Origin of the sequence: Bordetella genomosp. 7, from assembly GCF_002261265.1 — a bacterium.
Classification (GTDB): Bacteria; Pseudomonadota; Gammaproteobacteria; order Burkholderiales; family Burkholderiaceae_B; genus Bordetella_A.
This window is the reverse complement of record NZ_NEVK01000001.1, coordinates 272,515-296,636: the sequence shown is the minus strand read 5'-3', so window position 1 is coordinate 296,636 and position 24,122 is coordinate 272,515. Positions and strand designations below refer to the sequence as shown.

General features: G+C 65.6%; 17 protein-coding genes. 4 read left to right on the top strand and 13 right to left on the bottom strand.

Features of this window, described 5'->3' with window-relative positions; genetic code table 11:
- Positions 1-38: 38 nt before the first annotated feature.
- From CAL19_RS01360 to CAL19_RS01310, 11 genes are all read right to left on the bottom strand, one after another.
- Entirely contained in the window at positions 39-641 is a 603-nt protein-coding gene (locus tag CAL19_RS01360; protein ID WP_249276236.1) for a suppressor of fused domain protein, read from the bottom strand.
- Positions 631-1,536, bottom strand: coding sequence for a PAAR-like domain-containing protein (locus CAL19_RS19875; protein WP_026639409.1), 906 nt, complete (start codon positions 1,534-1,536; stop codon positions 631-633). Before CAL19_RS19875 ends, CAL19_RS01360 begins: the two co-directional genes overlap by 11 nt.
- 18 nt (positions 1,537-1,554) lie before the next feature.
- On the bottom strand, positions 1,555-2,637 hold the full coding sequence (locus CAL19_RS01350; protein ID WP_094795806.1) for a pentapeptide repeat-containing protein: 1,083 nt from the start codon (positions 2,635-2,637) through the stop codon (positions 1,555-1,557).
- Positions 2,631-5,258, bottom strand: a complete 2,628-nt coding sequence (locus CAL19_RS01345) for a DUF2169 family type VI secretion system accessory protein (protein ID WP_094795805.1) — start codon at positions 5,256-5,258, stop codon at positions 2,631-2,633. Before CAL19_RS01345 ends, CAL19_RS01350 begins: the two co-directional genes overlap by 7 nt.
- 10 nt (positions 5,259-5,268) lie before the next feature.
- Entirely contained in the window at positions 5,269-5,673 is a 405-nt protein-coding gene (locus CAL19_RS01340; protein ID WP_026639412.1) for a DUF3592 domain-containing protein, read from the bottom strand.
- A gap of 12 nt (positions 5,674-5,685) precedes the next feature.
- The gene (locus CAL19_RS01335; RefSeq protein WP_094795804.1) at positions 5,686-8,070 is read right to left on the bottom strand and encodes a type VI secretion system Vgr family protein; all 2,385 of its coding nucleotides are present in this window, start codon (positions 8,068-8,070) and stop codon (positions 5,686-5,688) included.
- A gap of 1,547 nt (positions 8,071-9,617) precedes the next feature.
- A complete protein-coding gene (locus CAL19_RS01330) occupies positions 9,618-10,643 on the bottom strand; it encodes a Bug family tripartite tricarboxylate transporter substrate binding protein (RefSeq protein ID WP_094795803.1) in 1,026 nt (341 codons plus the stop codon).
- An 88-nt stretch (positions 10,644-10,731) separates the two neighbouring features.
- A complete protein-coding gene (locus CAL19_RS01325) occupies positions 10,732-11,472 on the bottom strand; it encodes an amino acid ABC transporter ATP-binding protein (RefSeq protein WP_026639415.1) in 741 nt (246 codons plus the stop codon).
- Positions 11,473-11,532: 60 nt separating this feature from the next.
- Positions 11,533-12,633 carry an amino acid ABC transporter permease gene (locus CAL19_RS01320; RefSeq protein WP_026639416.1) on the bottom strand — a complete coding sequence of 367 codons (1,101 nt, stop codon included), beginning with the start codon at positions 12,631-12,633 and terminating at the stop codon, positions 11,533-11,535.
- A gap of 1 nt (position 12,634) precedes the next feature.
- A complete protein-coding gene (locus tag CAL19_RS01315) occupies positions 12,635-13,825 on the bottom strand; it encodes an amino acid ABC transporter permease (protein WP_026639417.1) in 1,191 nt (396 codons plus the stop codon).
- Positions 13,826-13,947: 122 nt separating this feature from the next.
- Complete coding sequence (locus tag CAL19_RS01310; protein ID WP_026639418.1) at positions 13,948-14,964, bottom strand: amino acid ABC transporter substrate-binding protein; 1,017 nt, start codon at positions 14,962-14,964, stop codon at positions 13,948-13,950.
- A 213-nt stretch (positions 14,965-15,177) separates the two neighbouring features.
- Here CAL19_RS01310 and CAL19_RS01305 point away from each other — a divergent pair, with 213 nt between their 5' ends.
- From CAL19_RS01305 to cheD, 3 genes are all read left to right on the top strand, one after another.
- Entirely contained in the window at positions 15,178-15,846 is a 669-nt protein-coding gene (locus CAL19_RS01305) for a cell division ATP-binding protein FtsE (RefSeq protein WP_026639419.1), read from the top strand.
- Positions 15,843-16,751 carry a cell division protein FtsX gene (locus tag CAL19_RS01300; protein ID WP_026639420.1) on the top strand — a complete coding sequence of 303 codons (909 nt, stop codon included), beginning with the start codon at positions 15,843-15,845 and terminating at the stop codon, positions 16,749-16,751. Before CAL19_RS01305 ends, CAL19_RS01300 begins: the two co-directional genes overlap by 4 nt.
- Before the next feature lie 253 nt (positions 16,752-17,004).
- A complete protein-coding gene (cheD, locus tag CAL19_RS01295) occupies positions 17,005-17,634 on the top strand; it encodes a chemoreceptor glutamine deamidase CheD (RefSeq protein WP_026639421.1) in 630 nt (209 codons plus the stop codon).
- Positions 17,635-17,642: 8 nt separating this feature from the next.
- Here cheD and CAL19_RS01290 read toward each other — a convergent pair whose 3' ends face one another.
- Both CAL19_RS01290 and CAL19_RS01285 read right to left on the bottom strand, forming a co-directional pair.
- Complete coding sequence (locus tag CAL19_RS01290) at positions 17,643-21,257, bottom strand: indolepyruvate ferredoxin oxidoreductase family protein (protein WP_094795802.1); 3,615 nt, start codon at positions 21,255-21,257, stop codon at positions 17,643-17,645.
- A gap of 251 nt (positions 21,258-21,508) precedes the next feature.
- Positions 21,509-22,402: a LysR family transcriptional regulator gene (locus CAL19_RS01285; RefSeq protein WP_094795801.1), complete on the bottom strand. Its 894-nt coding sequence runs from the start codon at positions 22,400-22,402 to the stop codon at positions 21,509-21,511.
- A 150-nt stretch (positions 22,403-22,552) separates the two neighbouring features.
- Between CAL19_RS01285 and argH the strand changes: the two genes are divergently transcribed.
- Positions 22,553-24,067: an argininosuccinate lyase gene (gene argH, locus CAL19_RS01280; protein WP_249276235.1), complete on the top strand. Its 1,515-nt coding sequence runs from the start codon at positions 22,553-22,555 to the stop codon at positions 24,065-24,067.
- The last annotated feature ends 55 nt before the right edge of the window (positions 24,068-24,122 follow it).

Here is a 24,122-nt window from a genome sequence, read left to right as displayed (position 1 = left end):
ATGTTGCTGTGGCCACCCGGCGGGGGCGGGTGGCGGTGTTATACGACCGACGGGCGTTCGAGATCGTAGAGGTCGGGATCCTGCTCGAGCAGGATGTCTTCGAACGCATCGGCGCCATGCTCCTGCACGTACTGGCGCTCGGCTTCGCTGATCGGAAACGCCTGCAGCCAGTTGACCGGCTCGCCGTCGACCTCGACACGGGCGAACTCGCCGTCCTGCCACGAAAACGGCGCGCACAGATAAAGATGCGGAACGCTGCATTGCGGGTAGTACTCGAGCACGCAGTCGCGCAGCACGCTGCCGGGGCCCACGGCCTGCCCTGACCGCATCAGCCCGAAGGCTGCGGTGCCGAGGATATTGCCCCACAGGTCTTGCTCTTGCGGGGCCTCGGCGCACAGTTCTACCCGCGTTTCCAAGGGCGTGCCGTCGCCGTGGCGCAGCAGGGTCTCGAACAGCCCCAGCGTGGAATACGACACCAGCCCGTCATCGGGGCTGTCATCGACTTCCAGGATGTCGATCGACAGCGCCAGCGTGTCGTGGTGGTAGGCATGCACCACCGGTGCGCCGTCGAACACATCCAGCACATGCCGGGCCACGGCCTTGCGTTGCGGCGTTACGGCGGGAGACGCGTCAGTAGCCAAAATAGTCGTCCGTTTTCAGTTCGCCCCGGTGGCTGCGGTTGGATCTGGGCAGTTCGGGCCGGTAGTGGGAAGGGTCATTGTATTCATCGAGGAACTGCTTGCGGTCGATGTTCCGCTCGGCGGCGCTCCTGGCGTGCTTGCGATGCTCGAAACCCGGCTTGTGCCCCATATCCCAGGGCTCGTCTTTCTTCATCACCTTATCGGACACGGGGTCGCGCACCTTGCCGTCCCTGCCCTTGGCGGCGTCCCAGGCCTGGTCGCGCACGCCCTTGCGAAACTTGCCGCGCTTGTAGCGTGGATCGGCCTTGGGCGGTTCGGCGCGGGGCTGGCCGCCCCGCGGGGCCGACCTGGCCGCCGGCGTGGCCGGGCGCGACGCCGCGCTCGGGGCGGGCGCCGCGCGGCCCTGGCCGGACTTGCCCGACGCGCGCGCCGCCAGGCGGCCAGTGCGCGTCGTGCCGCCCACCCCCGCGCCGCGCGCGGCCGACGCCGCCCGCCCGGCGCCTGCTCCGCCGCCCAGCAACACCACTTTCAGCTGACTGGGCAGCACCCGCATGCCGCGCGCATTGATGGTGTTCTGGATGGTCAGCCCCGTAAGCCGGGTGGCGGGAATGCACCCGAACAACACATTCGGCACGCAGGTGATGCGGCGCGCCTGCGCCATCACCGTCTGGGAAATCAACCCCAGGGCCACGCCGGGATTGTCGCCATTGGTGATGGGAATGGTGGTGAGCAGGTTGTGCGCCGGCATCATCATCAGCAGCGTGTTCCACACATTGGGAATCGCCATCGGCCCGAGCGCAAAGTTGGGGTACGGAACCGGCAACAACGCAGGGGGCGTCTTGCAAATATCGGGAAAGGCCAGGTCCATTCCCATGAGCTGGCAGTCGGCGAACACAGAGCCTCCGGTTGTAAGCTAGGGCCCTGACGCGGCCGAAGTCGCGCCAGGGCGGCGGGCCGACCACAGCTCGGCCTCATACAGGGCGGCATCGTTTTCCAGCACGCCGGCGCGCGTCGTCCAGCGTGCGCCCTCGGTCAGCGCGCGGTGCAACTGGGTGCGCCCGAAGCTGGCGTGCCGCAGGTCGGCATCGCGCAGGTCGGCGCACGAAAAATCGGCATACCCCAACTGCGCCCCATCAAACCGCGCGGCGGCGCAGCGCGCACGATGCAGCACCGCCTGCGTCAGGTTCGCCCCGCTCAGCGTCGCGCCATCCAGGCAGGCGTCGGGCCACATGCTCTGCACAAATGAAGCCCCTGTTGCATCGGCCTGGGTCAGGTCGGCCTGCACGAACAGCGCCCGGTCGGCGCGAGCCTGCACCAGCCGCGCGCCGCGCAGCGATGCGCCCTTGAAGTTGGCCTGCCGCAGTTGCGCCCAGCTCAGGTCGCAGCCATCCATGCGCGCATCGATGAACTGGCAGCCTTCCAGCCGCTGCCCGCCCAGCGCCAGGCCGCGCAGGTCGCCTTCGGTGAACACGCATTTGTCCAGCGCAGCCCCGCTCAATACCGTGACCCGCAGATCGGCGTGCATAAACACAACCTTGACCAGGCTGGCTTGCGCAAAGCTCGCGTGCTCCAGCGCGCATTCGCCGCAGGATCCGTCATGCAGCTGGGCGGCCTCCCAACGCGAATGGGCCAGGTCGGTCTGGGTAAAGTGGCAGGCCGCCAGCGTCGTGCCGCTGAAATCTATGCCCCGCGCCCGGCATTCCGTAAACGCGGCCTCGTTGCACACGGCAGCACGGAAATCGGCCTGCTCCAGTGCGCAGCGGAAGTAGGCGCAATGGCTGATATCCGCGCCGCGCCAATCGGTGTGCGACATGCGGCAGGCATGGAAGCGACTGTCGCGCCAATCGGTGTCCGCCAGGGTGGCGCCTGTCAGGTCGCAGTCATGCAGCACGGCGCCGGCCATGTCCATGCCGCGCAACGACAGGCCGCGCAGATCCAGGCCGGCCAGCATCTCGCCGCCCTTGACGCGGGCCTGCAAGTCGGCGGGCGTCAGCATGACGCCTTGGGCGCGACGGGCCGCGTGTTGGCCAGGTGCACGTAGGCGCCCCGCGTATCGGTACTGCCATCCAGCCGCGCGCGCGCCAGATCGGCGCGAAACAGGTTGGCGCCGCGCAGGCTGGCATGTGCAAGCGTGGCATCGTGCAGCAATGCCTGCTTCAGGTCGGCATCTGAACAATCGGCGCCGTCGAGCAAGGCGCGGATGAACAGCGACTCGTCCGCGCACGCGCCCGACAGGTCGGCGCCGCGCAGGTCCGCACCCGACAGGTCGCAGCGCAGCAGGCCGGCCTTGCCGAAATCGGCGCTCGCCAGGCCGATACCGCGCAGGCTGCACTCGCGCAGCAAGGCCCCCGCGAACACTGCCTCGTCCATATCGGTCATTACCGCGCAGCAAGTGGTCAGTTGCGCGCGCGTAAAGTCCGGCGGCGTCACGCAATGCGACTGCACCCACGAACAACGCACGAACTGCGCGTCGCCGAACGCCGCTTCGTCGAGCACGCAGTCCACCCAGCTTACGCGCGTCATGCTCGCGTTGGCGAAACTCACGCGCGTCAGGCGGGCTTGTTGCCAGAACGTCACCGTATCAAAACTGGCGCCGTCGCAGCAGCAATCGGTCCATTCCGTTTCTGCCAGGGCGCAATTCTTCATGGCCAGGCCCGCCAGCCGGCAATGGCTGAGCCTGAGCCCCGTCAGTTCGCAGTCGGTCATCGTGGCTTGGCCAAGGTCGATATCCCGCAACACGGCGCTCCCCAGATTGGCGCCATGCAACTGCGTGGCGCGCCATGAACCGCCCTGCGCCCGCACACGCGCCAGCACCGCGCGCGTCAAGTCCGCACCGTCCAGGCGCGCGCCCGACAAGTCGGCGCCTTCGAACATCGTGCCTGCACATCGGGCGCCACGCAGGTCCAGCCCCGACAGGTCGGCGCCGGTCAGGTCAAGGCCGGACAGATCGCGGCTGCCGGCCATGATGGACTGCACCCGGCGCCTCATGCGCGCCGCGCGCGCCGGCCTTGCCGCGTCGGCGGGCGGCTGCAGGTGCGCGCCCTGCAGATACAGCGACCGCAGCTGGTCGTCGGCCTGTTTCATCATGCCGCGCACCGACGCGTCATCCAGCGCCTGCCCGCCCGGCTCGGGCGGCCGGCGCGACGCAAGCGCCTGCAGCTCCGCCAGGCCGGGATGCCCAAGCAGCGTCGGCGGCCCGCCCCTGGCGGGCTTCTCGGCGCTGTCGAGCAATGTGGCGGCGTTCATGCCGGCCGGCATGTCGCAGGCCTGGTCGCGTATCTGCGCGGCTACCTGCCTGCGCGCATGCAGCATGTCGATACGCGCCTCTTGGGCGGCCTGCGCTGCCTGCCGGGCCATCGACGGCAGGTCCTGCAAGGCGGGCAAGGCAGTGTCCGGGGGCAGCGTCACGTCAAAGGCTTGCGCATCCAATCCGGCGGCCTGCGCCTCGGCCTGCATGTGCGCGCGCATCGACGCCGCGCGCGCATGCTGGTTGCGGGCCAGCGGGCTGCGCATCGGATTCCATGCCGCCAGCGATTCCCAGGGCCCCAGGTGCCCGGCCGGCAGCAGTTCATCATCGAGCAGCACGTGCAGCGGCCCATAGTCCGGGTCCAGCCGCCGCGCCAGCACGGCCTCGTAATGAGACATGGGCCGCTCATCAACGCCCGTGTCCAGGGCGGGCATCAGCAGGTCCACATCCGCGCCGTCATCTTCGGCAAGCGGCGCAACGCCCTGATAGATCAGCAGCACCCGCTCGCGGTCGGGAAAGAACCAGGCCGTCGTCAGTGCGAGCGGCACGGCCTCCAGGGCCTGGGTGGCGGCGCGCCGAACGAAACAGCGCGCGCGCCAGTCCGGCAGTACACCCTGCATGCAGGCATGCCGCGGGTGCATGTTCCAGAACTCGTAATCGATACCGGGCGCAAGTTCGGGGCGGCCGGGCCACCATTGGTCGGGCGGCGCAGCGTTGAAAAAATGGGGGTCCAGCGTGTCCAGGAACCCCGGAAAGGCGGTATCCGGATAACTGTCGTGATAGGCCCCGACGCGCTCGAAACGGCGCGGCCACAGCGGCGACACCGGCCCCAGCCCCGCGGGCGCGGGCTGTTGGTCAGGCCGCGCCATGCGGCCTTCCAGGGGCTCGATGTTGGGCAGGCGGCGGGTGCGCACGCCGTTGATGAACTCATCGTCCGCGCCGCGCCCCTGCGGGTTGTCCGGATAAGACGGGCCGCCGTAGGCATGGCGCCAGTCCAGCGGCATGATTTCGTACGGCAGCGGCTCGCTGGCCTGCTGGCCCACCCAGAACCGGTCGCCGAACACCATCAGGCTTTTCTGCCTGTCGCCCACTCGCACACGCACCGCGCAGGCATCCCGGCGCGCCTGGTGCGCGGTGTACGCGTTGCCGGTGACGAGGAACTCGGCGCAGGGCTTGGGCACGCCCAGGTCCAGCACGCCGTCTTCGCCCAGCGCCTCGCCGGCCAGTTCCCACAGCTCGGCCTCGGGCAGCAACAAAGCCCGCGCGTCCAGACTGGCCAGCGCCAGCGCGCTGATGCCCAGAGCCGATCTTCCGCGCATCATGTAGGGCCGGTTCAACAGGCCCAGGCGCAATGGCTTGACGATCTTCATGCCCGCCCCCTCAACTGCGCCATGACGCCGGGACATCCGTGGGGCTGAGCTCGCGGTCGATGGCAATGCTGCCAGGTTGCTGCGGGTCGTAGCGCACGTGCACGGCCTGGCCCGGCATGAAGCCGGCAAGCAATTCGCGATCGATATACAGCCGCAGCTCGACCGTCTGCTCGCGGCCGCGTGTATCTGCGTAGCGCAGCCGCATCTTCATCGGCGCGGCGTACGGTCTTCCCCCCGGCTGGCGCTCCAGCGCCAGCACCGTGGCCACGGCGGGCTGCCCCGACTGCGCCAGCTGCCCGGCCAGGGCGCGTTCCTGGTCAAACAGCCGGGCGTTGTCGCGCACAATCATGGCGACAAAACCCACGAACAACACCGTTGCTACAGTGCCGGCCACCCACCATGCAAGATTGGTCATGTTGTCCGGGCCTCACGTGAATATGCTGGCCGCGCGCGAAATAATGCCGGCCACCCCACTCTTGACCTGCACGCCTATCGCCTTGATCTGCGTGGCCGCGCCACCGAACTCAAAGCCCGACTGGCCGTTCTTGAACGCGGCCAGGTCGATTTTCACGGTAGACCACTGCGAGTTGACGCCGGCATACACCTGCTGCCGCACGCCCCACAGGTCTGCGGCCGCGCCCACCAGCGTGGCGCGCGCAGGCGTGCCGCGCACGAAGCTGGACGCCCAGAACGCCTGCTTGGCGCCGCTGACCGTCCAGCTGGGCGTGTTCACGGTCATGCTGGTTTGCGCGTTGACGATGACCGGGTCGGTCACCGTCTGCGTCAGCGCGCCGTTGATCGTATGGGTAACCTCGCCCGTGATGGTCGAATCCTGGGTGCCGGTCAGTTCGTGGATATGGTTCGCCTGGATGGTTTCCGTAAATGTGCCGCCGCCTTCGATGGCAAAGGTCACATTGCCATCGAGCGTCTCGTTGACATCGCCGGTGACATGCCGCCGCTCGCCGCTGTGCAGGGTTTCGTCGAAAAGCCCGGTCACTTCGCGTATTTCGCCCTGGGCAGCGATGGTGGTGTGCAGGCCCTGGTCGAATTTCTCGTCCATGAGCCCGTCGGTAACGCGCACCGTGCGGCCCTGCCTGACGGTATGGGTTTCACTGCCGTCTACCGTTACCGTGCGATCGCCGTCCACGTGCAGCGTGTCGGTGCCATGCACGGTGACGTCGCGATTGCCTGCGCCGCCCGAACCGATGACGGTGGTATCGTGCGAGCCGACGAAGGTGGTGCGCGTGCCGTCGGTGGCGTGCAGCTCGTTGCCTTCGACCTCGGTGGTCAGGTCGCGTTCGGCATGCAGCCACACCAGTTCGCTGCCCGGCTTGTCTTCGAACATCAGCGCGTTGGCATTGCCCGGCGTGCCGTCGCGCGAACGGCTCAGAAAGCCGCTTTGCGTCGCGTTGCCGGGCAGGTCCCACGGCGGCATGTTGCTCGCGTTATAGACGCGGCCGATGACGATGGGCCGGTCGGGGTGGCCGCCGATGAAATCCACGATCACTTCGTCGCCCACGCGCGGCAACTGGATGCCGCCGAATCCGCCGCCCGCCCAGGGGCTGGACACGCGCACCCAGCATGAGCTGTTCTCGTTCTTCTGGCCGTACCGGTCCCAGTGGAATTGCACCTTGATGCGGCCGTATGCGTCGGTCCAGATCTGCTCGCCGGCCTTGCCCACCACCCTGGCCGTCTGCGGGCCATGGGTATGCGGCATGGGCGTGACGCGCGGCGCGCGAAACGGCACGGCGGCCGGCAATACGGTAAAGCCCACATCGAATGTCGCCGCGTCCAGCCCGCTGGCCTGGGCGGCTTCCTGGATGCGGTAGTGCGCCGAAACAATCAAATATTCGCGGTTCTCTGCCTGGCGCGGATGGTTGCGCAGGGTAAAGAGCCAGCCCGGCGCCATGCCGCGCACGTTGCAGCCGCCGCTTACCTGTTCCTGCCGGGACTGCAGTTCTTCCAGGCGCACGCGGGTATAGCGCTCGGCATCGGCAGGATTGGTGTAGCCCCCCTGCCATTCGTACATTTCCAGGTCGCCATGGTCGTAGGCGCCCGGATTGTTGCGGCGGGCCTGCAGGTCTGCGCCGGGAGTCTCGAAGAAATAGTCGGACGTGGCGAAGGCGCCGGGCGTGATCTGCTCGGCGACTTCCCAGCTCGAGATGTATTCCTGCCGAGGTACTGCGACGCGGTCGGGGCCGTAGTACGGAATGGTGTCGTAGCCCGGGCAGGTTTCGTGCTGCGTCACGTCGTCGGTCAGCACCAGGGTGTGCTGCTCGGCGTCGTGGCGAAACCAATAGTAGATGCCTTCGTGCTCCATCAGGCGGCTGATGAAGGCGAAATCGGTCTCCTGGTACTGCACGCAGTAATCCCAGTTCCGATAGGCTCCGGTCAGTTTGTACTCGACGGGAAACGGATACTCGGCGAGCACGGTGCGGATGACGTCGGGCACGCTCTGGTTCTGGAAAATCTTGCTGTCCGAGGTCTGGGTCAGGTACCAGAGCCAGGGGCGCACCGTGACGCGATAGCGGTACAGGCGCGAGGTCGGCCCTTCGCGGCCGGCAAGCTTGCAGCGGGTGATGTGGCCATTCAGATGGCGGATGCCGCTGGCCGCCTGGATGTCCAGCGTCAGCGGCTTGCCCAGCAGCTGCTTCATGTCCAGCGAATGCGAGGGCGACACCAGGTCGACTTCGAGTTCGAACAGTTGCGACAAGGCCTCGTGGCCCGCCATGGCGCGGAACGCCAGCATGGCGGCTGGCAGAGGAGTACGGGCGGTGACGGTGCGGCGCTGCAGGGATATGACGTTGTCCATGGCTGCTCGGGATCAGCTTTCGTGGCCAGATTGTGGATACTGGGCAGATCGTAGGCAGTCTGGATTACGGGAATACTTCAGGGGTTAAACGTAACTTTGCTTGAGGGGGGAGGGTTACAAAGTTGAGGGGTTCTTGAGGCGTCGGGGCGGGCCGGGGTGAGCGCCTTGGCTTCACGGCGCCGTCCGGGCGCCCCCCGCGCCCGGGCCCGGCCCCGAGGCGCCGCGCCGCTCACCCCGGCCCGCCCCGACTCGCACCGTACAAACTCGCAACGGCGCTGGGGCGAACAGGGTTCTTGCATATTTGGCGACGCTGTAGGGGGCGAGAAAGATAGTGCAGCGCCGGCCGCGCACGCCGCCCCGCGCGGCGTGCGCGGCCATTCGGCAACCGCTTGTCGTGGGCGTTTGCGTCGATCTACATGCCGCGGGCGTGTACGCGGTGTTTGATATCCGTGCACCCGGTGTCTGACACCCGATGCGAGACACGGCCAATCAACGCCGGTCTCGGCGGGTGTCTGACACCATACGCAATGGCGCCGGCAACGCCAACACGCCAGTGTCAGACACCCTGCGGGAGTCTGACACGTAAGCCAGGCCGGAACACCATCGACGGGTGTCTGACACCTTCCGCAGATGCCTTCCGCGATATGCACAGGGCGTGTACCCGGTGTTTGAAACCCGTGCACCCGGTGTCAGACTCCCGATACGAGACAGTGGCACCAGGTGTCTGACACCCGATGCGAGACACGACCAATCAACGCCGGTCTCGGCGGGTGTCTGACACCGTACGCAATGGCGCCGGCAACGCCGACGCGCCAGTGTCAGACACCCTGCGGGAGTCTGACACGTTAGCCAGGCCGGAACACCATCGACGGGTGTCTGACACCTTCCGCAGATGCCTTCCGCGATATGCAGCGGGCGTGTACGCGGTGTTTGAAACCCGTGCACCCGGTGTCATACACCCGATGCGAGACAGTGCACCAGGTGTCTGACACCCGATGCGAGACACGACCAGTCAACGCCGGTCTCGGCGGGTGTCTGACACCATACGCAATGGCGCCGGCAACGCCGACACGCCAGTGTCAGACACCCTGCGGGTGTCTGACACGTTAGCCAGGCCGGAACACCGTCGACGGGTATCGGACACCTTCCGCAGATACCTTCCGCGATATGCAGCGGGCGTGTACGCGGTGTTTGAAACCCGTGCACCCGGTGTCAGACTCCCGATGCGAGACAGTGCACCAGGTGTCTGACACCCGATGCGAGACACGACCAATCAACGCTGGTTTCGGCGGGTGTCTGACACCATACGCAATGGCGCCGGCAACGCCGACGCGCCAGTGACAGACACCCTGCGGGAGTCTGACACGTTAGCCCGGCCGGAACACCATCGACGGGTGTCTGACACCTTCTGAGCCAGGCCGAAACACCGTCGAGCGTCGAAGCTCCGGCGCTGTCATTGCGCACGGGGTGGGGATCGTAACGACAAAGGGCGCCATGAGGCGCCCTTTGTTCCGGGCGGCTCAATAAGCGCGCCCTCTACAGAACGATTAATTCAAGCTGGCCCCGGAGAGCTTCACAATCTCCTGGTACTTGTCTTTCTCGCGCTTGACGAACGCGGCGAATTCCTCGGCCGTCATGGGTTGCGCCTCGGACCCCATGGCCAGCAGGCGCTGTTGCACGTCCGGCTGGCGCAGTGCGTCGGCATAGGCCTTGTTGAGCTTGGCCACCGCATCGGCCGGTGTGCCGCCGGTGGTGAACACCCCGAACCAGGTGCCCAGGTCAAAGCCCTTGACACCCGCTTCGTCCATGGTGGGCACATCCGACAACAGCGACGAGCGCTTCAGCGTCGTCACGGCCAGCGCCTTTACCTTGCCGTCCCTGATGAGCGGCGCCGCGGCGGCCAGGTTGTCGAACATGAAGTCCGACTGGCCGCCCAGAAGCGCCAGCTGCGCCGGCGCGGCGCCCTGGTAGGGCACGTGCACCACATCGATGTCCGCGCGGGCCTTCAGCAGTTCGCCGGCCAGGTGCCCCGCGCTGCCATTGCCGCCCGAGCCGTAATTGAGGCGGTCGGGGTTCTTCTTCGCGTACGCGATCAGGTCTTGCAGCGACTCGATCTGGTTCTTCTTGGCGAAATCCACGTTCACGACCAGCACATTGGGCACGGCGGCCACAATCGTGACCGGCGCGAAATCCTTGATGGGGTCGTAGGGCAGGTTGGCGAACAGCCACGGGTTGATGGCGTGCGTGGCCACCGCGCCCATCACCAGCGTATAGCCGTCGGGCGCGGCCTTGGCGACCAGGTCGGCGCCGATGTTGCCGCCCGCACCCGAGCGGTTCTCGACGATGACAGGCTGGTTCAGCGTGACACGGACCTTCTCGGCCAGCAGGCGCGCCGTCGTGTCCAGCGGGCCGCCGGGCGGATACGGCACGACAAAGCGCAGCGGCTTGGTCGGGAAATCGGTGCCCTGCGCGGCGGCAGGCGCCAGGCAGCCGAAGGTTGCCGCCAGGGCGACGGCGCCGCGCACCAGCGCGCGACGGGTAGAAGAAACGTGGAATTTTTGCGGGTTGCGCATTGTTTTGAGTCTCCGGATTGAGCTTCTGTGCGTCGGTTAGCATACTCCACCCCGACGCACAGGCGCTTTCCGTCCCGCGGGCCGGCCCTTAATGCAGGATCTGGCTCAGGAAGAGCTTGGTGCGCTCATTCTGCGGATTATCGAAGAACTGGTCGGGCGTGTTCTGCTCGATGATCTCGCCGCGATCCATGAAAATCACACGGTTGGCCACCTTGCGCGCAAAGCCCATTTCGTGGGTCACGCACAGCATGGTCATGCCGCTTTCCTGGGCCAGCGTCACCATCACATCCAGGACTTCTTTCACCATTTCCGGGTCCAGCGCCGACGTGGGCTCATCGAACAGCATGATCTTCGGGTTCATGCACAGCGAACGCGCGATCGCCACGCGCTGCTGCTGCCCGCCCGACAACTGGCCGGGATACTTGTTGGCCTGTTCGGGAATGCGCACGCGCTCCAGGTATTTCATGGCCGTGGCCTCGGCCTCGGCGCGGGGCTTCTTCAGCACCCATGTCGGCCCCAGCGTCAGGTTCTCCAGCACCGTCAGGTGGGGGAACAGGTTGAAGTGCTGGAACACCATGCCCACGTCGCGCCGGATAGTCTCGATGTGCTTCAGGTCGTTGGTCAGCTCGGTGCCATCGACGATGATGTGGCCCTGCTGGTGCTCTTCCAGCCGGTTGATGCAGCGGATCATGGTCGACTTGCCCGAGCCCGACGGCCCGCACACCACGATGCGCTCGCCGGGCGCCACGTCCAGGTTGATATTGCGCAGCACGTGGAACTGGCCGTACCACTTGTTCACGTTCTGCATGCGGATGATGGCATCGCTCATGCCTTTACTCCCATAAGGTACGCCAGCCCGGCCCGCCGATGGCGGGCGCGGGCCCGGCAACTATCGTTGATGCCCGGTCGCCAGGCGTTTCTCGAGGCGTTGGCTGTATTTCGACATCGAAAAGCAGAACACGAAGTAAATCAGCGAGATAAACACATAGGCCTCTACGCCGAACCCGCGCCATGCCGCATCCGACAGCGCCGCCTTGGCGGCCAGCGTCAGGTCGAAGATGCCGATGATGACCACCAGCGACGTGTCCTTGAACAGCGCGATGAAGATGCTGACCAGCGGCGGGATCACAATGCGCAGCGCCTGCGGCAGGATGATCTTGCGCATCTGCTGCCAGTAGTTCAGGCCCAGCGAATCGGCGCCTTCGTATTGCCCCTTGGGTATCGCCTGCAGCCCGCCGCGCACCGTCTCGGCAATGTAGGCGGCCGCGAACATGATGATGGCGATCTGCGCCCGCAGCAGTTTGTCGATGGAAAAGCCCACCGGCAGGAACAGCGGCAGCATCACCGACGACATGAACAGCAGGCTGATCAGAGGCACGCCGCGGATAAGCTCGATGTACACGACGCACAGCGCCTTGATGGCGGGCAGCCGCGACCTGCGGCCCAGCGCCAGCAGCACGCCGATGGGGAACGCGAAGGCGATGCCGAAGGTCGACAATATCAGCGTCAGCGGCAGGCCGCCCCACTGCGAGTTCTCGACGTAGGTCAGGCCGAACACGCCGCCCCACATCAGGATCGCAACGGCGGTCAGGCCCACCACCCAGATCACCGCCAGGCGCATGTTCCAGAAACGCCTCAGGCCGCTGCAGACAATCACGGCGATGAGAATGATGGTGGCCAGCAGCGGGCGCCATTGCTCGTCGTACGGGTAGGTGCCGAACAGGATCAGCCGGTGTTTCTCGACGATGAATGCCCAGCATGCGCCGGCCGCCTTGCGGCATTCCTGCGCGGTGGCCGACGTGAAGTCGGCCTGCAGGAAGGCCCAGTCGACCAGGGCCGGCACGGTCATGATCAGCAGCCAGGCCATCAGCACCGTGGCCAGGATGCTCAGCGGCGAGGAAAACAGGCGCTCTTTCAGCCAGGCCCAGGGGCCCGCGTGGTTGCGGGGCGGGGGCAGGCCTTCATTGGGGACGGGAGTCGTCGTGCTCATATCAACGCTCCACCAGCGCGATGCGCTTGTTGTACCAGTTCATGAACACCGAGATAGACAGGCTCACCGTCAGGTAGGCCGCCATGATGATCAGGATGCCCTCGATGGCCTGCCCGGTCTGGTTCATGGTGGTGTTGACCACCGACACGATATCCGGGTAGCCGATAGCCACGGCAAGTGAGCTGTTCTTGGTCAGGTTCAGGTACTGGCTGGTCATGGGGGGGATGATCACGCGCAGCGCCTGCGGCAGGATCACCAGGCGCAGCACGCGTGCGCGGCTCAGCCCCAGGGACCCGGCGGCTTCCCACTGCCCCTGGTTGACGGCCTGGATACCGGAACGCACCACTTCGGCGATAAAGGCCGACGTGTAGATCACCAGCCCGGCAAGCAAGGCGGCGAACTCCGGCGACATGGTCAGCCCGCCGCTGAAGTTAAAGCCCTTGAGCTCCGGCATCTGCAGGCTCAACGACGCGCCGCTTACCAGCCAGCCCGCCACGGGCAGGCCGATCAGCAGCGCCAGCGCCAGCCGCCCCAGCGGGAACACCCTGCCGGTGGCTTCCTGCCGCTTCTTGCCCCAATGGGCCGCCACCAGGATGCCGATGATGGCCAGGGCCAGCCCGCCCAGCACGAAATCCAGCGACGCGCCTTCGACGGCCGGCACCTTCAGCCCGCGGTTCGAAATAAAGACGCCCGGCAGCGGATTGGCCGCCTGCCGCGGCCCGGGCATGTTCTCGGTGATCAGCGCATACCAGAAGAACAGTTGCAACAGCAACGGCACGTTGCGCATGACCTCGACGTACGCCGAGCATACTTTGGCGATCAGCCAGTTTTTCGACAGCCGCCCCACCCCGATCAGCGTGCCGAGCAGGGTCGCCAGCACAATGCCCAGCACGGCGGCGCGCAGCGTGTTGAGCAGGCCGACGGCAATGGCGCGGCCATAGGTATCTGCGGGGGAATACGCGATCGGCGTCTCGCCGATGGCAAAGCCGGCCTCGCGGTCGATGAAACCGAATCCGGTAGAGATATTGCGCACTGCAAGGTTATGCAGCGTGTTCGAAACCAGGTACCACGCGGCCAGTGCAACCAAGGCCAGCGCGACAACCTGATACACCACGGCGCGCACGCCGGGGTCGTTCCAGCTCAGGCGTCGCTTGGGCGCCGCCGCCGGGACCTGGGGGTTGGTAGTTGTCATGGATTGAATCTACAGAAGTCGAACAGGGATGGCTGCAGGATCTGCCCGCCACCTTTACTCCTGCCGCCCGCCGCAGGCGGGCTTGGCAAGGCGGGAGGCCCCGCCTTGCCGGGCAGCCGTGCTTAGCGCACCGGCCAGCCGTACATCAAACCGCCGTCTTTGTACGACGCGTTCAAGCCGCGCTCGAGCTTCATGGCGCTGTCTTTGCCCAGCGTGCGCTCGAACACTTCACCGTAGTTGCCCACTTGCTTGATGATGGTGTAGGCCCACTTGTCGTCCACGCCCAGGTTCTTGCCCATGCCCGGGGTCACGCCCAGGATGCGCTGCACGTTGGGGTTGGAGCTCTTGAGCATTTCGTCGACGTTCTTCGACGTGATGCCGTATTCCTCGGCTTCCAGCATCGCGTTGAGCGTCCAGCGCACGATGTTGAACCATTGCTCGTCGCCCTGGCGAACCATGGGGCCCAGCGGCTCTTTCGAGAAGTCTTCGGGCAGGATGACGAAGTTGTCCGGGTTTTCGAGCGTGGTGCGGGTCGAGGCCAGTTGCGACTTGTCGGTGGTGAAGGCGTCGCAGCGGCCTGCCGAGAAGGCGCGGATGATTTCGTCGTATTTGTCGATGACCACGGGCTTGAACTGGATGTTCTGGCCGCGGAACCAGTCGGCCAGGTTCAGTTCGGTGGTGGTGCCCGGCTGCACGCAGATGGTGGCGCCGTCGAGTTCCTTGGCGCTCTTGACGCCCAGGTCCTTGGAGACCATGACGCCCTGGCTGTCGTAGTAGTTGACGCCCGCGCCGATCAGACCGAGCGTGGTATCGCGCGTCAAGGTCTGGGTGGTATTGCGGGTCAGCACGTCGACTTCGCCCGACTGCAGCGCGGTAAAGCGCTGTTGCGTATTCAGGGGGGTGACTTTGAACTTGCTTGCATCGTTGAACATGGTGGCGGCGATGGCGCGGCACATGTCCACGTCGATGCCCTGCCATTGGCCCTTGCTGTCCGCGATGGAAAATCCGGGGATGCCGGTAGACACGCCGCACTGGACGAAGCCCTTCTTCTTGATGCTGTCGAACGTGGCGCCAGCATTGGCCGCCGAGGCCGCGGTGAACAGGGCGGCGGCAACGGCGGCTAATTTCAGTGCTTTCATGTTTGATCTCCTGTTGGGAAGCCCAATGCGCCAAGAGGTAAGACACGGCGCGTCAAGCATCGCCGGCATGGTAAAGGTTGAGGTTATTCGGGGACATGGGGGAAATCCCTTGACGGTTTAAATGAAAAAAAGGGACGCAAAAAATGCGTCGCGGCACGATGTCCGCGCCCTTACCCGCGCTGTACTATTGCTGCTTCATTCTCAACAGCCGCCATGATCGAATTCCAGCACGTCTTCAAATCGTATGGGCGCGGCCGAAACATCCTGGCCGACATCAACTTCCGGGTCAGCGCCGGCGAGTTCATCTTCGTGTCGGGGGCATCCGGCGCAGGCAAGTCCACCCTGCTCAAGCTGATAGGCGGGCTGGAGCCCGCCAGCCGGGGGTCCATCCAGGTCAATGGGCAGCGGCTGGACAAGCTGCCCGCCCGGGCCCGGCCATACCTGCGCCGCGCCGTCGGCGTCATTCTGCAGGATACGCATCTGCTGTATGACCGCAGCGCGCTCCAGAACGTAATGCTGCCGCTGGCCGTCATCGGCCAGTCGCCCGAGGCGGCCGGCAGCCGCGCGCGCGCCGCGCTCGACAAGGTGGGCCTGGCGGGCAAGGAAGACATGAACCCCATCGAGCTGTCCGGGGGCGAACAACAGCGCCTGGCCATCGCGCGCGCCATCGTCAACCGGCCCGCCATCCTGATCGCCGACGAGCCCACCGCCAACCTCGACCACGACACCGCGCAACGCATCCTGAATGTGTTCCGCGACTTCAACCGCGTGGGCGTCACCACGTTGATCGCCTCGCACGACGAGGCCCTGTTGTCCCGCTATGCCACCCGCATGCTGCGGCTGGAGCCGGGCAAGTTCTACGATTCGGGAGCCTCCGCATGAAATCCTGGCTGCGGCAGCATCGCTATGCCTTGACCGTCACACTGCGCCGTCTGGCGGCCCAACCTTTTTCCACCCTGGCCAACTTGCTGGTCATGACGCTGGCGCTGGCCTTGCCCCTGCTGGGCGCGGCGGTCCTGGTGTCCGCGCAGCCCGTGGCGCGCCAGGTGTCGGTCACGCCGGAAGTCACCCTCTTCCTGCAGACCCAGGCGCCGGCGGGCGCGGCCGAGTCCATCGCGCAGCGCATCCGCGCCGAGCATGGCGACCAGCTGCAGGGCGTGCGTGTGGTGCTGCGCGACGAAGCGCTGGCCGCGCTGCGCAACAACCCCACCTGGGACCAGGCCCTGGCGGTGTTGCCGGACAACCCCCTGCCCGACGCCGTGGTCGCCACCCTGACCGAAGGCGAGCAGCTGGCCCAGCGCGCCAGCCAGCTGGCCCAGGTATGGCGCCAGTGGGAGCACGTCGACCAGGTGCAACTCGACAGTGCCTGGGTGCAGCGGCTCGAAGCCATCCTGAGGTTCGCACGGGTGGGCCTGCTGTTCCTGGCCGCATGCGTGGCGGCCGTGGTGCTGGCGGCCGTGTTCAACACGGTGCGCATGCAGGCCATGCTCCAGCGCGAAGAAATCGCCGTGGCGCGCCTGGTGGGCGCCACCGAATCCTTCGTGCGGCGCCCCTTTCTCTACCTGGGCGCCCTGTCGGGCGCGCTGGCGGCGTTGGCGGCCATCGGCGCGGCCGCCCTGGCGCTGACGCCGCTGAACAACGCCTTGCAAGGGCTAGCCCGCAGCTACGGAGCCGAATTCGCCTTGCACCTGCCGGGCGCGCCAGTCCTGGCTGTTGCGGTGGCGGGCGCCAGCATCCTGGGGGCGCTGGCCGCCCGCTGGTCAGTCACGCGCAGTACACGGTTTTAAGCCGCTTGTTGCCCCAAAAGGCCAGCCGACGCCGCCGCTATAGTGCGGGCATCGGCTGGCCCGCAGCTGCCCGAATTAAATAGGGACGCATAACGTCCGCCCGCTTGCCCGGCGGGCGTGTAAACGGCGCGGGCTCCTCTGCTCCACCCGCCTTTTATTCATTTTTATTTACATAAAACAAATTTGCTAACATTACCGGCTTGCCAAGCTGTGGCTTCTTGCCGCTGTGCGCGGCCCCCTTCCCCGCCCTTCCATGCCCCCACGCCTCGACGCCCGCGCGACTCGTCACTATTTTGATAGCGCCTTCCAATGCCCGGCGGTGAAGGTGCTGCCCAACGAGTATTACGTTGCGGCCGGCGAAGACATCATGATTTCCACCGTGCTCGGCTCCTGCGTGGCGGCGTGCATCCGCGACCCGCTCACGGGCGTGGGCGGCATGAACCACTTTATGTTGCCCGAGGGCGACATCGAGGCGCCCGCTTCGGCCACCATGCGTTACGGCGCCTACGCGATGGAAGTGTTGATCAACGAACTGCTCAAGGCCGGGGCCGCGCGCGAGCGCCTCGAGGCCAAGGTGTTCGGCGGCGGCGCCGTGCTGAGCGCCATGCAGCAGATGAACATCGGCGAGCGCAATGCGCGCTTCGTGCTTAATTACCTGCGCCTCGAGGGCATCCCTGTGCTGGCGCAAGACCTGGGCGACGTGCACGCCCGCCGCATCGGCTACTTTCCGCGCGACGGACGTGTCATGGTGCGCAAGCTGGCCCCCCACCACCACAAGGCCGAAGCCTTGATCGCCCGGCGCGAACAGGCGGCGGCGCAAACGGCCCAGGCCAAGGCCCATACGCCGCCCCGGGTCGAACGCTTCGCCCCGCCCGCGCGCTGAGGCCGGCGTCAGGCCGCCCGCACCCCGTCGATCGGCAGCACCGGCGCACTGAACCCCTGCATCAGTTCGGCGCGCCGGGCGGCCGCCCGCTGCATCGCCGCTTCTTTGATGTGCCCGTACCCGCGTATGGTTTCTGGCAGGCTTGCCAGTTCCACCGCGCGATCCAGGTTGGCCCGGCTGAGTTTGGGCAGAATGGCCAGGATGTCGTTGCGGTAGGTGTCGATCAAGGCACGTTCGGCGCGGCGCTCGGCGGTATAGCCAAAGACATCCAGCACGGTGCCTCTCAGGCGACGCAACCGCGCCAGCACGGCAAACAGCTTCAGAATGCCGGGCCCGTAGGCGCGCTTGACCAGATGGCCCTGGGCATCGCGCCGCGCCAACAGGGGCGGCGCCAGATGCAGCCGCAGCTTCCAGTCGCCTTCGAACTGGGCCTGGACCTGCTTGATGAATTCGCCGTCGGTATATAGCCGCGCGACTTCGTATTCATCTTTGTACGCCATCAGCTTGAAGTAGTAGCGGGCCACCGCGGCCGCGAGCCGGGTGGTGCCGGTAGCCGCCTGTTCCGCCTCGGCCACGCGTTGCACCAGATCGCGGTAGCGCGTCGCGTACGCCGCATCCTGATAGGCCGTAAGAAAACTGCTGCGCACGGCCACCAGGTTTTCAAGCTCTCCGCTGGGCCGCTTGATATCGACGACATCCGCCGGCTGCCCGCGCCGCACCTGCACAATGCCATCGGTCTCGTCGGCGCGCGCGGCGGCATCCAGCCCGGCCAGCCGTCGCAGGGCGGGCAGGTCATGCGCGGCACGCCGCCCCCAGGCAAACGCCGCCTGGTTGGCCGGCACCTGCTGCCCGTTGAGCTCGATGGCCCGCAGCAACGCGTCCTGCCCCAGCGGCAGCCAGCCCTTCTGGTAGGCATAGCCCAGCATCATGGGGTTGGCATAGATAGCGTCGCCGAGCAGCGCCACGGCAAGTTCCGCCGCGTCGAGCATGGCGACGTTCTCGTTGCCGCAGGCGGCCCGCAATTCGGCCTGCAGGTCCGAGCCCGGCAGACGCCAGTCGGGATTGTTGACGAATGCCGCCGTCGGCGCGACATCGGTGTTGAGCAGCACGCGCGTGCGGCCGGGCCGCATGCGGGCCAGCGAATCCTGGCCCGCGGCCACGACCAGATCGCCGGCCAGCACCAGGTCGGCCTCGCCCATGGCCACGCGCGTATTCAACAGCTCGTCCGAAGTCGGGGTCAGTATTACATGCGAGGCCACGGCCCCGCCCTTCTGGGCCAGGCCTGCCATATCGAGCACCGAGCCGCCCTTGCCTTCCAGGTGCGCGGCCATGCCCAGCAGCTGGCCGATGGTCACGACCCCCGTGCCGCCCACGCCCGCGACGAACACGCCGTACGGCTGGTCCAGCGACGGCAAGGCCGGCGATGGCAGGTCGGCGTCGATGGGAGCCTGTTGCTGCAGCGCACGGGGCTTGCGCAGGCGCCCGCCTTCAACAGTAACCAGGCTGGGGCAGAAGCCCTTCAGGCAGGAAAAGTCTTTATTGCAGCTGGACTGGTTGATGGTGCGCTTGCGGCCGAATTCAGTTTCCAGCGGCTCGACCGACAGGCAATGCGACTGCTCGGAACAATCGCCGCAGCCTTCGCATACACGCTCGTTGATCACCACGCGCCGGGCCGGATCGGGGTAGGCGTTGCGCTTGCGGCGCCGCCGCTTTTCGGTGGCGCAGGTCTGGTCGTACACCAGCACCGACACGCCGGGGTAGTCGCGCAATTCGCGCATGACGGCGTCAAGCTCGTCGCGATGGCGCACCGGCACGCCGGCAGCCAGCGTGGTCACGCCCTGGTACTTTTCGGGCTCGTCGGTCACCACCACGATTTTCTCGATGCCCTCGGCAGCCACCTGGCGCGTGATCATCGGCACATCGATGGGGCCATCCACCGGCTGGCCGCCCGTCATGGCCACCGCATCGTTGAACAGTATTTTGTAAGTGATGGGCACCTTGGCCGCCACGGCGGCGCGTATGGCCAGCAGGCCGGAATGGTAGTACGTGCCATCGCCCAGGTTGGCAAAGACGTGCTTCTCGTCGGTAAAGGGAGCCTGGCCTATCCACGGCACGCCCTCGCCGCCCATCTGCGTGTAGACCTGCGTATTGCGGCCCATCCACGTCACCATATAGTGGCAGCCGATACCCGCCATGCCGCGCGACCCGTCCGGCACGCGGGTCGAGGTGTTGTGCGGACAGCCCGAACAGAACCAGGGCTTGCGTTCGGTCACCACGCGCGGCCGGGCCAGCGCCTGTTCGCGCTCGCTGATGAAGGCCAACCGGGCCTGGATACCCGCACGCACGTCTTCGGGCAGTTCGAGCCGCAGCAGGCGGGCGCCCACTGCCTTGGCAACCATGGCGGGCGTGAACTCATGATGCGCCGGCAGCAGCCAATTGCCCTGGGGCACCGACCATTCGCCGCCGTCCTTGTCGTCAAACTTGCCCACCACCCGCGGAATCTTCTTGCCCGTGCCAAGCCAGCTGAACAGCTCTTCTTTCAGCTGGTATTCGAGAACCTGGCGCTTTTCTTCCACCACCAGGATCTCGTCCAGCCCTTCGGCAAAATGCTGCACGCCCGTGGCTTCCAGGGGCCATACCATGCCCACCTTGAAGAGCCTCACGCCGATACGGCGGCACACGTCTTCGGTCAGGCCCAGGTCGCTGAGCGCCTGGCGCGTATCCAGATAGGCTTTGCCGGAAGTCATGATGCCGAACCGGGCCGCGCTTTGCGGCACATGCCACAGCTCGCGGTTCAGCCGATTGGCGCGTGCGTAGGCCAGCGCCGCATACAGCTTGTAGTCGAGCAGCCGGGCCTCCTGCTGCAGCGGAGTGTCGTTCAGGCGGATGTTCAGGCCGTCGGGCGGCAGCTGGAAATCTCCAGGCAGGGCGATCTGTACGCGATGCGGGTCGACGTCTACAGACGCGGACACTTCGACAATATCGGTGATGCATTTCATGCCCACCCACACGCCCGCGTAGCGGCTCATTGCCCAGCCGTGCAGCCCGTAGTCCAGCACCTCCTGCACGCTCGCCGGAAACAGCACGGGAATCATGCACGCCTTGAGGATGTGGTCGCTCTGGTGAGGCAATGTCGACGACTTGGCCGGATGGTCGTCGCCGGCCACGACCAGCACGCCGCCGTGCGGCGATGTGCCGGCGGCGTTGGCATGCTTGAAGACGTCGCCGCTGCGGTCCACGCCGGGGCCTTTGCCGTACCACATGCCGAACACGCCGTCATAGCGGGCGCCGGGAAACAGGTTGACCTGCTGGGTGCCCCAGACAGCAGTGGCGGCAAGGTCTTCGTTGATGCCCGGCTGGAACTCGATGTGATGCGCCTGTAGGTATTTGGCGGCTTTCCACATGTTCTGGTCGACGCCGCCCAGCGGCGACCCACGGTACCCCGAGACGAAGCCCGCGGTGTTAAGGCCGGCGCGCAGGTCGCGCAGGCGCTGCATCATGGGCAGGCGCACCAGGGCGTGGATGCCGCTCATCCAGGCGCGGCCCGTTTCCAGGGTGTATTTGTCGTCCAGCTGGACAGAAGCGAGCGCCGCATGTTGTGCGGGCGTCAGTGGGGCATTCATGTCTACTCCGAGGGTCTTGGATGTCCGGCCCGGTGTCGCCTGCCGGCTCTTGTGAAGCCGCGGCGGACCGGAACGGGCGAAAGTGCCGTTGTTCTATCAGGGTTGTACCCGGGGACTCGGGGGGATGCAATAGGGACGGAACCCGATGGCATATCGGGGGGCGGCCAGGTGCGAGGGCGGCGCCAGGTTTCGGTTGCTGTCGGAGCCGCGTCGGGCTTGCGACTAGCGGCGGTTCAGACGGCGATTGAAGCTCACTTCTTTCGTGCCGCATGCTCCCAGCACACCCGCTGGGCCAGTTCGGCGACCATCATCCCCACGCGGCCTACGGAGTCCACGTGGTAGGAGGCGAAATATTCGTAGACGGGCAGCGCGGGAGCCCCTTCGATGATCCGCAGCGACCTGGCATCCTGCGCGGCGCCTACGCATGCCTCACTGATGATCCCAATGCCCATGCCTGCTTTCACAATACCCAGCAAGGCTTCGGCTGAATTGGTGCAGCTGATGCGGATTGGCCACAGTCCGTTGTTGCGAAACAGTTCTTCGATGGCACCGTACGTCGCCGAGTCCCGTGCATAGGTCATGATCGGATGCTGCGCCATGTCGGCCAGCGAGGCGGCCTTGGGAAGCCGCAATTGCCTGCTGACTACCCATCGCGTTTCGTAGCGGGCAAGCAGCAGGTTGCGTACCCCTGCGCTCAATGTGTTTCCCATGATGATCGCCAAGTCCAACTCGCCGCGCTCAAGCAGGCTACGCAGCCGTGGCGACGTATCCACCATCAGCTCTGCAGTCAGGTGCGGCAAGTCGCGTTCGATTTCCTTGAACAGATCCACGATCCAGGCATTCACGATGGTACTGGTCGTGCCAATACGAACGCGCTGTAGTTTGCGTTCGCCGCCGGATGCCAATGTCTTCAGTTCAGCCGTGGTGTCGAGCAGGTGCTCGGCGAGTTGCAGCAGCTGCATCCCCTTTGGTGTCAGCTGAACATCGCCACCGCTGCGGTCAATGAGGTCCACGCCAAGTTCGCGTTCCAGCGAAGCCAGTCGCATGGAAACGGCCGGTTGCGTAATGTGCAACCGGTTCGCTGCGACCCGGAAGTTCCGTAGGGTCGCAATTGAGACAAATGCTTCGATCTGACGTATTTCCATGCGCGCCTCATCAGCCGAACTTATCAAAATCGCCGATCAAAATTAATTGGACGAATGACCTTATAGAAAATAAAGTGCTCTGCAGTCAATTCCCGGCATTGCCATTGCAAGCCAAGTAATGCCCAGGAATATCTGCATGGAGAAGATGTTGTGAACCAATGGGCCGAACCGCCTGCACCAACACGCACCCTCGTCGAGGCACGACTGACTTCAGCGCCCTCTGATTTGATGGTGAAGTACTTCGAGCGCCCCCACCTGGAGCGAGAACTGCTGCAGTTCCATGAATACCTGCAGGTTGATATCGCGCATACGATCATGCTCGCCGAGCAGGGCATTCTCGAACCGACCCACGCGCGGCTGATTCTGTCCACGCTCCAGGATATCGTGGCGCTGGGGCCCGAGAGCTTCCCTATCGATCCCATGCGGGGCAGCTTCTTGCTGCAGGTCGAAAGCTATCTTTTCCAGCAGATCGGCGAGGCGGTAGGCGGAAGAATGCACACCGGGCGCAGCCGTCTGGATCAGGGCCCGACGGTACGTCGCCTGTACAAACGGCGCCTGCTGCTGGATACGTTCAACCTAATCATCCGTCTGCAAGACGCCCTGCTTGACCTTGCATCCAGGCAAGTCGGTACGCTGATGCCCGGGTATACATGCATGCAGCATGCCCACCCCACCAATTTTGGGCATTATCTGCTGTCGTTCAGCACAAAGCTGTCGGATGATTTCGACCGGCTGCGCAGCGCGTTCACGCGACTGAACCTGAATCCTCTCGGTGCTGCAGGTCTTTCCGGCACGGCTTGGCCGATCAACCGGCAGCGCACCACCGAACTGCTGGCCTTCGACGGGATCATCGCAAACGCCAAGCTGGCGCGCGAAGCCTATTACGCGGCAGAGGTGGCCTCAGCACTGTCATTCGTGATGTCCACGCTCAACGACCTGGCCACTGATCTTCACCTGTGGTCGGCGCATGAGTTTGCGTTTGTAGAAACCGCCGACGCATTCTGCGGCACCAGTTCGATCTTCCCCCAAAAGAAGAACCCGGCCGGACTCGAAGTCGTAAAGTTTGCCGCCGGGGGCGCCACGACCTGGCTCACGACAGCGTTGGCCACCTTCCGCGCGGAAGGCACAGGCGATGTCGTAATGCGCGAGCTACCGTTGCTTGACAAAGCATTCGCCGATACGAACGGCTGCCTGGACCTGATGACCGGGATGATCGAAAGTTTGACCGTGCACGAAAACCGGATGGCCCGAGCCGCGGAATCCAACTGGTCGACCGCGACCAGCCTCGCCGACCGGATCGTGCACAGCAGCGGCCTGTCGTTCCGTGAAGCGCACAGCTTGGTGGCGCGCCTGGTACGCCTATGTTCCGAAAGGGACGTTTCCCGAGATGGCGTCACCGCTGAGCTGTTAAGTGAAGCCGCGCGAGAACTAAACGTAGCCGATCCCGGCCTGTCGAGCGCCGTTATTCGGGAAAGCCTCGACGCCCGGGCGTTTGTCAGTTCACGTACGTCTTCGGGAGGCACCGCCGCCGCAGAGACCATGAGCCTTCTCGAAGATGCCAGAACCGTCGTTGGCGAACAGAGCACATGGCTGCAAGCTCGCAGGGCACAGATAGCAACAGCCGCAACGATGCGAGCGTCATCAGCAGCGCAATGGTCGGGCTGAACTGAGCAAGCCCGGTACTCCGACACGCACGCCTTCTGCCGTGCCACAACCGCAG

Excerpts from the sequence above, each read along its gene's own strand:
- CAL19_RS01350 (WP_094795806.1), bottom strand. The coding sequence starts at position 2,637 with ATGCTGACGCCCGCCGACTTGCAGGCCCGCGTCAAGGGCGGCGAGATG.
- CAL19_RS01345 (WP_094795805.1), bottom strand. The coding sequence starts at position 5,258 with ATGAAGATCGTCAAGCCATTGCGCCTGGGCCTGTTGAACCGGCCCTAC.
- CAL19_RS01340 (WP_026639412.1), bottom strand. The coding sequence starts at position 5,673 with ATGACCAATCTTGCATGGTGGGTGGCCGGCACTGTAGCAACGGTGTTG.
- CAL19_RS01335 (WP_094795804.1), bottom strand. The coding sequence starts at position 8,070 with ATGGACAACGTCATATCCCTGCAGCGCCGCACCGTCACCGCCCGTACT.
- CAL19_RS01330 (WP_094795803.1), bottom strand. The coding sequence starts at position 10,643 with ATGCGCAACCCGCAAAAATTCCACGTTTCTTCTACCCGTCGCGCGCTG.
- CAL19_RS01325 (WP_026639415.1), bottom strand. The coding sequence starts at position 11,472 with ATGAGCGATGCCATCATCCGCATGCAGAACGTGAACAAGTGGTACGGC.
- CAL19_RS01320 (WP_026639416.1), bottom strand. The coding sequence starts at position 12,633 with ATGAGCACGACGACTCCCGTCCCCAATGAAGGCCTGCCCCCGCCCCGC.
- CAL19_RS01315 (WP_026639417.1), bottom strand. The coding sequence starts at position 13,825 with ATGACAACTACCAACCCCCAGGTCCCGGCGGCGGCGCCCAAGCGACGC.
- CAL19_RS01310 (WP_026639418.1), bottom strand. The coding sequence starts at position 14,964 with ATGAAAGCACTGAAATTAGCCGCCGTTGCCGCCGCCCTGTTCACCGCG.
- CAL19_RS01305 (WP_026639419.1), top strand. The coding sequence starts at position 15,178 with ATGATCGAATTCCAGCACGTCTTCAAATCGTATGGGCGCGGCCGAAAC.
- CAL19_RS01300 (WP_026639420.1), top strand. The coding sequence starts at position 15,843 with ATGAAATCCTGGCTGCGGCAGCATCGCTATGCCTTGACCGTCACACTG.
- cheD (WP_026639421.1), top strand. The coding sequence starts at position 17,005 with ATGCCCCCACGCCTCGACGCCCGCGCGACTCGTCACTATTTTGATAGC.
- CAL19_RS01290 (WP_094795802.1), bottom strand. The coding sequence starts at position 21,257 with ATGAATGCCCCACTGACGCCCGCACAACATGCGGCGCTCGCTTCTGTC.
- CAL19_RS01285 (WP_094795801.1), bottom strand. The coding sequence starts at position 22,402 with ATGGAAATACGTCAGATCGAAGCATTTGTCTCAATTGCGACCCTACGG.